10 protein-coding genes and 1 tRNA gene are annotated in these 12,108 nt (G+C 39.7%); 5 read left to right on the forward strand and 6 right to left on the reverse strand.

Annotated elements, in window-relative coordinates; translation table 11 throughout:
* Positions 1-7: 7 nt before the first annotated feature.
* From serS to ACZ5L8_RS14475, 6 genes are all read right to left on the reverse strand, one after another.
* The gene (gene serS, locus ACZ5L8_RS14450) at positions 8-1,273 is read right to left on the reverse strand and encodes a serine--tRNA ligase (protein ID WP_464438374.1); all 1,266 of its coding nucleotides are present in this window, start codon (positions 1,271-1,273) and stop codon (positions 8-10) included.
* A 60-nt stretch (positions 1,274-1,333) separates the two neighbouring features.
* A complete protein-coding gene (locus ACZ5L8_RS14455; RefSeq protein WP_464438375.1) occupies positions 1,334-2,689 on the reverse strand; it encodes an HTTM domain-containing protein in 1,356 nt (451 codons plus the stop codon).
* Positions 2,686-3,618 (reverse strand): bifunctional riboflavin kinase/FAD synthetase, encoded by a 933-nt coding sequence (locus ACZ5L8_RS14460; protein ID WP_464438376.1) that lies wholly within the window; start codon positions 3,616-3,618, stop codon positions 2,686-2,688. The genes ACZ5L8_RS14455 and ACZ5L8_RS14460 overlap by 4 nt, the downstream gene beginning before the upstream one ends.
* Position 3,619: 1 nt before the next feature.
* A complete protein-coding gene (pth, locus tag ACZ5L8_RS14465) occupies positions 3,620-4,252 on the reverse strand; it encodes an aminoacyl-tRNA hydrolase (RefSeq protein WP_464438377.1) in 633 nt (210 codons plus the stop codon).
* A gap of 124 nt (positions 4,253-4,376) precedes the next feature.
* The gene (locus ACZ5L8_RS14470) at positions 4,377-5,006 is read right to left on the reverse strand and encodes a 50S ribosomal protein L25/general stress protein Ctc (RefSeq protein WP_462599939.1); all 630 of its coding nucleotides are present in this window, start codon (positions 5,004-5,006) and stop codon (positions 4,377-4,379) included.
* Between the two features lie 26 nt (positions 5,007-5,032).
* A complete protein-coding gene (locus tag ACZ5L8_RS14475) occupies positions 5,033-5,974 on the reverse strand; it encodes a ribose-phosphate pyrophosphokinase (RefSeq protein ID WP_464438378.1) in 942 nt (313 codons plus the stop codon).
* A gap of 184 nt (positions 5,975-6,158) precedes the next feature.
* Between ACZ5L8_RS14475 and ACZ5L8_RS14480 the strand changes: the two genes are divergently transcribed.
* From ACZ5L8_RS14480 to ACZ5L8_RS14500, 5 genes are all read left to right on the forward strand, one after another.
* Positions 6,159-6,239 (forward strand) — tRNA-Leu (locus ACZ5L8_RS14480).
* A gap of 527 nt (positions 6,240-6,766) precedes the next feature.
* Positions 6,767-8,050, forward strand: a complete 1,284-nt coding sequence (locus ACZ5L8_RS14485) for a ribonucleotide-diphosphate reductase subunit beta (protein WP_462599931.1) — start codon at positions 6,767-6,769, stop codon at positions 8,048-8,050.
* Between the two features lie 6 nt (positions 8,051-8,056).
* Positions 8,057-9,862 carry a ribonucleoside-diphosphate reductase subunit alpha gene (locus ACZ5L8_RS14490; protein WP_464438379.1) on the forward strand — a complete coding sequence of 602 codons (1,806 nt, stop codon included), beginning with the start codon at positions 8,057-8,059 and terminating at the stop codon, positions 9,860-9,862.
* A 250-nt stretch (positions 9,863-10,112) separates the two neighbouring features.
* Complete coding sequence (locus ACZ5L8_RS14495; protein ID WP_464438380.1) at positions 10,113-11,609, forward strand: ankyrin repeat domain-containing protein; 1,497 nt, start codon at positions 10,113-10,115, stop codon at positions 11,607-11,609.
* Between the two features lie 5 nt (positions 11,610-11,614).
* Positions 11,615-12,106, forward strand: coding sequence for a DUF2271 domain-containing protein (locus tag ACZ5L8_RS14500; protein ID WP_464438381.1), 492 nt, complete (start codon positions 11,615-11,617; stop codon positions 12,104-12,106).
* Positions 12,107-12,108: the final 2 nt, after the last annotated feature.

A 12,108-nucleotide genomic window follows, 5' to 3' on the forward strand; every position in this document is an offset into this window, starting at 1 on the left:
TAACAGCTTAGATCATATCAAACCCGCAATATGGTACAAGAACCTCTGGGATCTTAATGCCATCTGGAGTTTGGTAATTCTCAAGAATCCCTGCTAAAACGCGAGGTAAAGCAAGTGCACTACCATTTAAAGTATGCGCAAGTTTCTTGTTGCCATCTTTGTCTTTATAACGCAGTTTAAGACGATTTGCCTGAAAGCTTTTAAAGTTTGACACAGAACTGATCTCTAACCAGCGATCTTGTGCGGTAGAGAATACCTCAAAATCATAGGTTAGGGTAGAAGTAAAGCCTAGATCACCACCACAAAGACGCAAAATGCGATACGGTAATTTAAGTTCGTCAAGAATAGTTTTTACATGCTCAACCATGCCATCTAGCGCGGCATCGCTATCTTCTTCACGCTCTACACGTACGATCTCTACTTTATCAAATTGGTGCAGACGATTTAAACCACGCACGTGCGCACCATAAGATCCTGCCTCACGGCGAAAACATGGCGTATATCCCGTACAAGTGATAGGTAGATCACTCTCAGCAAGTAGATCGCCTCTAAACATATTAGTAACCGGCACTTCTGCGGTAGGGATCAAATAAAGATCATCTGCAGTTACATGGTACATTTGACCTTCTTTGTCTGGCAATTGTCCCGTGCCAAAACCAGAAGCTTCGTTCACAAGATGCGGAACTTGATATTCAGTATAACCAGCGGCGGTGTTCTTGTCTAGAAAATAAGCGATAAGTGCGCGTTGTAATCTTGCACCTTTACCTTTATAAACTGGGAATCCAGCGCCGGTAATTTTGTTACCAAGCTCAAAATCTATGATGTCATATTTCTTTGCAAGTTCCCAGTGTGGTAAAGCATCTGTAAGCTCTGGTATTTCGCCTTCGCGAAAAACCTCCTCATTATCTTCATCGCTGTTTCCTTGAGGTACACTGTCTTGCGGAATGTTAGGGATATTGTACAAAGCAGTCTCTAGTTCTGATACTGCAGCATTCAATGTTTCTTGAAGTTCCTTTGATCTTTCCTTTAGACCGGCAGTTTTCTCTTTAAGCAGGTTTGCTTTTTTAGGCTCACCGTTTTTAAAAAGCATGCCTATATCTTTTGAAAGTTTGTTGCTTTCAGCAAGTGTGCTGTCTAGTTCTGTTTGTGTAGAACGACGTTTCTCGTCTAGAGCAATTACTTCTTCAAAAATTTCGCTAGCATTAAAGTTTCTTTTGGCAAGAGCCTTAATGTAATTTTCTTTGTTATCGCGAATATCAGCTACCTGTAACATGGGTCTAATTTTGGAGGCGTAAAAATAGGAAAAAGAAGCTTGAAAAAAGGGATTCTTTGACTAATCCGCAGAAGAATCTGAGTCCAGACCGTAGGTGGGGGCAACGCTTAAGTTAGAAGGCAGGATCCAGTCGTTATGACCCCAATAATCCCATTGGGCTGCTGCCAGATCAACTTCAGGATCGATAAGTGTTTCATAAGGCCTGCCATTTACGCGCACTCTGGCGTTAACATACACTTCTACATCATTACCTTTTGCAGCTTCTTCTGTTTTGATGCGCTGTGCCATTTGCCATATCATATCTGGCTTTGAGGTGATCGCTCTGTTTTGCTTTCGCGAAAGCATATCTAACTCGTACAAAAGGATATTTTGTGTTTTTTTGTTCTTGACTCTAAAGGAGATCTGCCCGTGTTTTGTGCGCAACATCATACGCCAACTGAGCCTGTGGCCCTCTTCCGTCCACAACACATTATCTTGAATAAACCAGTGTCTAAGCGGCAACCCAACTTGAAAAATAAAGTAAATAACAAAAACAGCGAGTGCTGGTTTGTAGATTTTTGGAACTACGACTTCGCCGCCGGTGTAGTATTCTTTTTTTCTTAAAAAGATGCGGTGCACCATTTTTGAATCAAAAAAGAAAAGCGAGAACGCCAGTGACATATACGGGAAGATCCCGATCTGAAAAACAATAGAGTTAAACAGGTGGAAAAAGATGGAAAAGCCAAAAGCAAACCATCGCGTTCTACGCCAAAAAAGCGCCGGGATAATGAGTCCGTCATAAAGTATACCAACGTACGCGATCGTATAATGTGTCCACGATTCTTGTAAAATTGGGCCTATGAGCCAGTAGTCTTTTTTGCCCAGCATCAGCAAACGCGGTACAGTCGCATCTAACCAATCTGGATATAATTTTGCGATCGAGCCGTAGGTATAAACGATCCACATCTGGGCGATGATGACGATGTAGACCCAGTTTGGCATCGAGATCTTTTTAAGGTCTGGCTTTCGCCAAACGTCTACAGACAGATACCTATTCGCCGGAAGGCAAGTCATAATACCCAGTAAGAGCATGAGTAAATAATAGTGGTTGTTGTATGAAGACTTTTGCATCAGGTAAACGCAAGACCACATAATGCCGTAGAAAAAAACGCTATAGCGGTATTTAAAACCTATCATGACAAAAACTCCAAAGAGTCCCATGAGGCCATAATAGTAATACATACCATTGCCCGGCAACGGCTGCAGAAAGTCTAAACCAATAAAATTAAATGTGAAAGCACCTTCTAGAAGTGTGTGCTTTATCCATCCTGTGGCTATCGCTCCCCAGGCTTCGATGGTAATTAAAAGGCCAAAAATGACACGAAATACAATTAACGCGCTATTGTCTACCCTTTTAAATAACCATTTTTCTATCATTTAATCGTGTTAATGTAATTAAGAGAGAACTGCTCATCGTTTTTCATAGCAGTTACAAGTTGGTCTAAATTATCAAACTTTTTTTCATCCCTAATGCGCGTTAACACTTCTATTTGAATTTTTTTGTCATAAAGATCCATATTCATGTCAAAGAAAAAGGTCTCAATCGTTAGCGCATCACCACCCACAGTAGGGTTTGTGCCTATGCTCATCATGCCATAATACAAGGTGTTTTCAATTGTAGAACGCACTACGTAAACGCCTTTAGCCGGGATAAGTTTATAATCTTCGGCGATCTTAAGATTTGCTGTAGGATAGTTGAGTTTTCGACCCAAGCCTTTGCCTTTGCTCACCACGCCGGTGAGTAAAAATTTACTTCCTAAAAATTCATTGGCTAGAGCCAAATCACCTCCCTCAAGAGCTTTGCGCACTTTAGTAGAGCTGATGGCTACATCGTCAATATCTTGTTTTGAGATTTCTTCAACATCAAAACCATACTGCTTCCCAAATTTTCTAAGGTCATCAATATTGGCATTTCTATTTCTGCCAAAATGGTGATCATAACCTATGATAACACGTTTAGCATTAAGTTGCTTTACAAGAATTTCTTCCACAAACTCTTCTGCCGAAAGGCGAGAGAATTCATGCGTAAAAGGATGCACGATAAGATGATCTAGCGCTGTAGCTTCTAGTAGTTGTACGCGTTCTTCAATGGTGTTAATAAGCTTAATGTTGCTCCCTTTTTGTACCACCATACGCGGGTGCGGGAAAAACGTCAACACCACAGACTCAAGATCGTTGCCCTGAGCACTTGCAATAAGTCTATCTACAATTTTTCTGTGGCCGCGATGCACACCGTCAAAGGTGCCAATGGTTACGACAGTTGCTTTCTCTCCGTCAAAATTATATGCTGAGGTATGCTGCTTCAATTTACTTACCGTTAAATGAATTCATGGTGTTTGCGAGCCCACCTTTTACAAAACTTTCGATGACTTTGCATGAAGTGTCTAAGCGCTCTGGCATGTCAAGATCTTCGCCTTTAGACCATTCTCCTAAAACAAAATCTACTTGTTTGCCTCGACTGTAAGAATCACCTATGCCAAATCTAAATCTAGGATAATTTGTGGTATTTACCTGCGCTTGTATGTCTTTTAAGCCATTGTGACCGCCGTCGCTACCTTTACCTTTTAATCTAATGGTGCCAAAGTCGAGATTAAGATCATCTGTGATGACCAATAGATTTTCAAGATCTACATTTTCTTTTTGTAGCCAGTAACGCACCGCTTTACCGCTAAGGTTCATGTATGTGTTAGGCTTTAAAAGGATCACGGGCCGACCTTTGATTTTATGTCTTGCGATGTCGCCTAGTTTTTCGGTTTCCCAAGTGAGATCGTTTGCTTCTGCAAATGCATCAAGCACTTTAAAACCTATGTTGTGACGGGTATTGTGATATTTTGGGCCAATGTTTCCTAGGCCTGCGATAAGATACTTTTTCATAGTCGTTGCGGTTGTGCTTTCAGACGATTTTTCTTTTTTAAAAATTCTCCCGAAAAAAGCCAGCATACGTTTGTTCTTTGAAACAAATTTAGCATTTTGAAACGAGATGCTGTGGTAGATGTTTTGGCTTTAAGCCAAATAAAAACACCCGCCATAAGACGGGTGTTCTATTTTTAATTCTTGTCAGAATTTACTCAGTAGCTGCTTCTTCTGTAGCTGCTGCCTCAGCACCTTCTGCTCCTTCTTCTTCGTCTTCATCATCAACGTCATCAACTGCGTTACGAGAAGTTCTAACCTGACATACAACTGTGTTGTCTGGGTGAAGGAACTTCCAGTCTCCTTGCTCAACGTGAGTGATGTAAAGCTTGTCACCAATTTTAAGTTTAGTGATATCTGCCTCGATAAAATCTGGAAGGTTTTTAGGAAGTGCTTTAACACGTAGTGTACGGTAAGTTTTACGTAATACACCACCATTACGCACACCACGAGAGTTACCTACAAAGTGTACAGGTACTGTCATGGTTACTTCTTTACCTTCAAAGATCTGGTAGAAATCTATGTGAAGGATGCGATCTGTCACTGGGTGAAACTGGATGTCTTGAAGGATAGCCATAAAGGTCTCTCCGTTAAGTTCCAATGTCGCAGTGTGCGCATCTGGAGTGTAAACCAAATCCTTAAACGCTAGTTCTGGTGCGCTGAAGTGAATAGGTTCGTCCCCGCCGTAGATTACGCAAGGTACCTCTCCAGCATTACGTAAGGCTTTAGTCGCTGACTTGCCCACGCTTTCTCTTTTAGATCCTGTGATCGAAATTGACTTCATTTAATTTATATTAAGTATTAAAAAATTTACATGATAAATTTTGATGCGATGCTTGTGTTTGTGTTCACACGGTGCATTACATCTGCAAAAAGTGTTGCGCAACTAAGTACGCGTATTTTGCTACTTTCTTGCTTAAGCGGTATACTATCTGTTACGATAAGTTCCTCAAGCTTGCTGTTTTCTAACCTTTCGTAAGCGCTGCCGCTTAAGATGGCATGAGAACAAATCGCTCTTACGCTTTTTGCTCCCTTTTCTATCATAAGGTCAGCTGCTTTTGTTAATGTGCCGGCGGTATCTACAAGGTCATCTGCAAGAACAACATTGCGTCCTTCTACATTACCTATAAGTTCCATGTGGCTTATAACATTAGCTTTCTCTCTTTGCTTGTAGCAGATCACAACATCACTATCTAGTGCTTTACTGTACGCATAAGCTCTTTTAGAACCACCCATGTCTGGAGATGCGATCGTAAGATTGTCTAGATTTAAGCTTTTTAAATATGGCAAGAAGATAGTAGACGCAAAAAGGTGATCTACTGGCTTTTCAAAAAACCCTTGAATTTGATCAGCATGCAGATCCATGGTGATAATTCTTGTTGCTCCTGCAGTCTCTAATAAACTTGCGATAAGTTTTGCTGCGATAGGAACACGAGGTTTGTCTTTGCGATCTTGTCTTGCCCAGCCATAATAAGGTATTACTGCTGTGATGTGTCTTGCAGACGCACGTTTTGCGGCATCTAGCATAAGAAGCATTTCCATAAGATTCTCGCTGCTAGGCATTGTAGAGCCTATGAGAAAAACCCTAGAACCTCTTACAGATTCTTCAAACGATGGTTGAAATTCACCATCACTGTATGTGTTAGTAATAATCTTACCTAGATCCTGACCGTATTCTTTTGCGATTTTCTCGGCAAGAATGCGGCTCTGTGAACAGGCAAAAATCTTAGCTTCAGGGGCTGGCAATGACATACTTAATGTTGATTTTGTGCTACTTCGCTCAAAAAGAGGTGCAAATTTAGAAATTAATTTGTGTCTGTCGCACGAAATTGTTTTAAAAACGCATAAATAAATGAAATTATTTATACTTTTGCCCTCCCAAATGCCTTGGTGGTGGTCCTGTTAGTTTTCGGGATGGTAGCCGGGCTGATGAGAAGCCTTGGTGGCGGAATTGGTAGACGCGCTGGATTCAAAACCCAGTTCTTTACGAGTGTGGGTTCGATTCCCACCCAAGGTACAAACGAAAAGTCGAGATTTTTGATCTCGACTTTTTTTTTGTTTATAAATTTTGAATTGTTGAAAAACTAGCCTGGCGATAAAGTGGTGATATGTTAAAGTTTTGAGTGTGAATACCGCTTCAGATTCAAGTACTATTAGTATTTTTTATACACCTTCCTGTTTCCTGCTTCAGGCGTTGAATACTGCGTATTTCATAAGGTTTTCTTAATGAAATTTTAGCTCGAATTTTCGGGTGATTTTGCTTGTGAAATTATGTAAATCTATTTCGTTATAATTTTTGATTATAATGATTTAAACTACTGAAATTGAGATTATTAAAACTTACTCAACATCTTCGTTAATAAGTCGTTGAAAACCTTTTTTGGCTTAAGCCAAAACATAACGTCTAAAATTGAAACTTTACAATACTGAAATCTCCAAGGCTTTTTGGTTGTTAAATTTCTAAGTATAAGTGAGTAGTTGTTTTTGATCAACAATTAGCCTTGCTAAGTCTCTTATTAAATAAAGTTGTTTTAAGGTTACGTTATGGAAGCGCAGAAAATTTCGAAGGTTATAAAAAGGGATTATGAAACGGTACCTTTTGTTTTAGAAAAGATCACTAGTGCTGTTACAAAGGCAATGGCTGCTGTAGGTCACGGGTCTGAGCAGGATGCAAAGTTGATCTCAATGCAGGTCTATGAATCTTTGCTTAAGAATAAGGAGCAGGAAGCAGATTATATCCCTACTGTAGAGCAGGTGCAGGATATGGTTGAAGATAAGTTGATGAGCAGTGAGTTTCATGATGTTGCTAAGGCGTATATCTTGTATCGTAACAAAAGAGCGTTAGAGCGTAAATCAAACATCTTTGAAAAGCGTATTAACCTTAAGCCTTACGAATACCCAGAGCTTAATCAGTATGTAGACGCAATTAGACACTCATACTGGATTCATACTGAGTTTAATTTTACCAGCGATATACAGGATTTTAAAACCAGTTTGACTGGTCCTGAACGTAACGCGATCAAGAATACAATGCTTGCGATCTCTCAAATTGAGGTTGCTGTTAAGACCTTCTGGGGTGATATCTATCACCGTATGCCTAAGCCAGAAATTGGTGCGGTAGGTTCAACATTTGCAGAGAGTGAAGTAAGACACCATGACGCATATTCGCATCTTCTTGAAATCTTAGGTCTTAACGAAGAGTTTAAAGAGCTTAAGAAAAAGCCAGTGATCATGAAGCGTGTGCATTATTTAGAGACTGCGCTTAAGCATGCTAAAAGTGATGACAATAAAGAATACTCTGAGTCTGTATTGCTATTTGCATTGTTTATAGAGCACGTTTCTCTTTTCTCTCAGTTCTTGATCATCATGGCATTTAACAAGTATAAGAACATGCTTAAGGGTATTTCTAATGCTGTTGAGGCTACTTCTAAAGAGGAGCAAATTCATGGTGACTTTGGTGTTGATATCATCAACATTATCAAGAAAGAGAATCCTGAGTGGTTTGATGCAGAATACATGAAGATGATCCAGGAAATGTGTCAAAATGCCTTTGAGGCGGAAAGTAAAGTGATAGACTGGATCTTTGAAGAAGGAGAATTAGACTTCTTGCCAAAGACAGTGATCAACGAGTTTATTAAAAACAGATTCAACAAATCTCTAGAAGCGATAGGGATTGAAAAAATATTTGATATTGACGAGAGCCTGCTTGAAGAAACCGAATGGTTTAATGACGAGATCATAGGTACAAAGCATGGAGATTTCTTTGTTAAGAGATCAATTAATTACAGCAAAAGAACACAAAGTATAACCAGCGACGATTTATTCTAATCCACTATGTCAAGCACAACTACCAAATTAAATCAAGAGGTTAGCACAGATGCTACTCACTCTGCCGCAGACGAATTACTAAAAGCAAGAAAAGGAACTCTTAAAAATGCAACTACAGCTTCTGAATCAGAAGAGCCATCTTTTGCATGGTTAACTGATCACAGTAGACAATTTTTAGCATCAGGATATCTTTCTGAAGGCATTAGCGCAGAAGAAAGAATAAGAGAGATCGCTGACCGCGCTGAGCAGATCTTAGGGATTGAAGGTTTTTCTGATAAGTTCTATAAGTATATGGGTGAAGGTTTTTACTCATTAGCTTCGCCAGTATGGTCAAACTTTGGTAAGAAGAGAGGTCTTCCTATTAGCTGTTTTGGTTCTCATATTGATGATGATATGGGTAACATTCTATATACGCAGTCAGAAGTTGGTATGATGTCTAAACTAGGAGGAGGAACTTCTGGTTACTTCGGGAAAATACGTCACAGAGGAGCTGCTGTTAAGAATAATGGTTACGCTAGTGGTGCGGTACATATTATGCAGTTGTTTGACAAGATGGTAGATGTGGTAAGTCAAGGATCTGTGCGTCGTGGTAGATTTTCCCCTTATTTACCTATTAGTCACCCAGACGTTAAAGAATTTCTTGAAATAGGGACAGAAGGTAACTCTATCCAGCAGTTAACACACGGTGTTACTGTAGATAGCACGTGGATGCAAGAAATGATCGATGGAGATGTTGAAAAGAGAGAGCTTTGGGCAAAAGTGCTTCAGCGTCGTGGTGAGATGGGTTATCCATATATTTTCTATACAGATAATGCTAATAACGGTAAGCCACAGGTTTATAAAGACAAGAATCTAGATATCTACGCGAGTAACTTATGTACAGAGATCATGTTGCCTTCTAATGACAATTGGTCTTTTGTATGTGTACTTTCTTCTATCAACTTGCTGCATTATGATAAGTGGAAAGAGACTGACGCAGTAGAAACAATGGTTTGCTTCCTAGATGCTGTTCTTACAGAATTTATTGAGAAGTTAGAAGATTATCGCGATTCAGAAAATCGTGATCACCGCCAGACTTTCATGTTCATGGAGCGTGCGTATAATTTTGCAAAAGAGAACAGAGCGCTAGGTCTAGGTGTGCTAGGATGGCATTCATTGCTTCAGGCAAAAAGACATGCGTTTGATAGCCAGGAAGCATATAACTTAAACAGTGAGATCTTCCGTGAGATCAAAGAGCGTTCTTACAAAGCTTCAGAAGAGTTAGCAGAGCGTTTTGGTGAACCAGAAGTTCTTAAAGGTTATGGTAGACGTAACACGACGCTTAACGCTGTGGCGCCTACAACATCATCTGCATTTATCTTAGGTCAGGTTTCACAAGGTATTGAGCCTATCTGGTCTAACGTGTATGTTAAGGATATCGCTAAGATCAAGACAACGATCAAGAATCCATTTCTTGAAGAGTTGCTAGAAGAAAAAGGTATGAACGAACCAGAGATCTGGAGAAGCATTAGAGATAATGATGGTAGCGTTCAACATCTAGATTTCTTAACAGAGCATGAAAAAGATGTGTTTAAAACCTATGCAGAGATCGATCAAATGGCGATCATCTATCAGGCGGCAAACAGACAAAACCACATTGATCAAGGGCAATCTATCAACTTACTAGTGCATCCTGAGATGCCTATTAAAGAGATAAACAAGATTCACATCACTGCATGGAAGCTTGGTCTTAAATCGCTATACTATCAACACAGTATGAACGCTGCGCAGAAGTTTAAGCAAAAGAAAGAGTGTGTAAGCTGCGAAGCTTAAGACATAAATTTAAGTGTTATAAGAACCGCCTTCATAGAGGGCGGTTTTTTTATGCGCTGTTATTTCTTTTGGCTTAAAGCCAAAAAACAAATCATCACCTCACAACTCAAATTTTAAAGGTCTGGTAACGAAAAAAGAATTCCTTAAATAGAAAAATCTTGTATATTCGCACTATGCTTATTTAAACTAAGTCTAAACAATAAAGTCTAACGCTTACAGCAAAGTTTGGATTAAACGTATTGATATGAAAATGAAACAATTATCTCTTCTATTTGTGTTCTTTGTCGCAATAACAGTCGCTAATGCACAAGAAACTAATAAACTTTTATCACGTGATTTTTGGTCGGCTAAACCTTCTGTGGCTGATGTAAAACAAGCAGTTGCAGCTGGTAATGACCCAGCAGAACGCAATGGAAGCAATTTTGATCCAGTAGTTTTGGCGATCACAAGTGATGCTTCTGTAGATGTGGTAGATTATCTTTTTGCTCAAGAAGGAAACACGGTAAACAAACTTACGCATGATGGTCGTACGTATATTTTTTGGGCCGCTTACCGCGGAAATTTTCCTTTAGTAAAGAAGTTTGCTGATGCTGGTGCGCCAATGGATCTTGTGGATGATCACGGCTATTCTGTGCTCAATTTTGCGGCAAATGCGGGTGTTACAGATACTAAGATCTATGACTATCTTATCGCTAAAGGTTCTAACCCCAAGGCAGAGAAAAATCACAACGGCGCAAACGCTTTATTGCTTAATCTGCCAAGTCAGAAGGACTTTAAAATGGTAGATTATTTTGAGTCTAAAGGCCTTTCTTTAAAAGATACAGATGATGAAGGCAACAACGCTTTTATTTATGTAGCACGTTCAGGAAACGTGGATATGATGAATAAGCTTATCGCAAAAGGTATTGACCCAAAAGCTAAAAATAACGAAGGCGGAAACGCCGTGCTTTTTGCAGCGCAAGGCTCTCGTCGTGGCTCAAGTCCGCTAAGTGTTTTTAAATATTTAGAAGATCTAGGCGTTGAGATCAACGTTACTACAACAGCTGGTACAAACCCGTTGCACATCCTTGCCGGCAGAAATAAGGATATGGATATTTTCAATTATTTCTTAAGTAAAGGTGTTGATGCGGCAGCTGTAGACGGTCGTGGAAATACGCCACTTATTTACGCATCTTCTCGCAATGATCTAGATGTTGTAAAAATGTTTGCGGCAAAAACAGCAGATATTGATCATGCGAATAAAGAAGGACAAACAGCGCTTACTATGGCTGTCGCCGGAAATTCTCCTGAAGTGTTAGAGTTTCTTCTAGAAAAAGGTGCTGATGCCAAGGTTGTAGATGCTGACGGAAATACTTTAATGTATTATTTAGCCGATGCATACAGCCCACGTTCAGCTGAGAATTTTGATGCTAAAATGAATCTTCTTACTAATGCGGGAGTAGATTTCGCGGCAACGCAAAAAAACGGTGAGAACATGCTTCTTCTTGCTGTAAAAAAGAACAGCTTACCATTAATTGAAAAAGCTCTAAAATTAGATATTGATGTTAATGAAGCTGACGCAGATGGTAATTCGCCTTTACAGATCGCTGCGCTTAGAGCAAATGACACTAAGATCTTAGAATTGCTCGTTAAGAATGGTGCAGATACAACCGCTACAACAGATTTTGGCGAAAGCGTATACGATCTAGCAAGCGAGAATGAGATTCTTTCTAACAATAATACTAACCTGGATTTTCTTAAAAAATAATTCAAATGGCTACAAAATTTAGAACGCTGGCATTGGCTGTGTTTTGTTTTGCACTTTTTTCTTTTGTAGAGAAAGAGCCGGCAAACACCACCTTTAAATGTCTTATACAGATCACAAACTACAGCGGTGAAGGTGCATATGTTGTGGTTTCTCTTATAAACCCAGATGGAGAATATGAGAAAACATTGCTTGTGCAAGGTGATGATGAAGAATGGTATCCAGACCTTACGGGCTGGTGGGATGATCAGAAGAGTAAAGACGAGGATGTGGATGCGATCGCTGGAGCTACAGTGGGCGCAGGTGGTCGTGGTATGGGCGCATTTGCAATAGCATCAGATAAGCTTGATAAAGGTTATAAATTAAGATTTGAAACCGCTGTTGAAGATCAGAAGTACTATCAAGACGATCTAGAAATTCCGCTTACTACTGCAAATCTTCAAGGTAAATTTGAAGGTAAAGGATACATAAGATATGTGCGCCTGATGGCGAGCAATTAATA

This window comes from Leeuwenhoekiella obamensis (assembly GCF_055391795.1).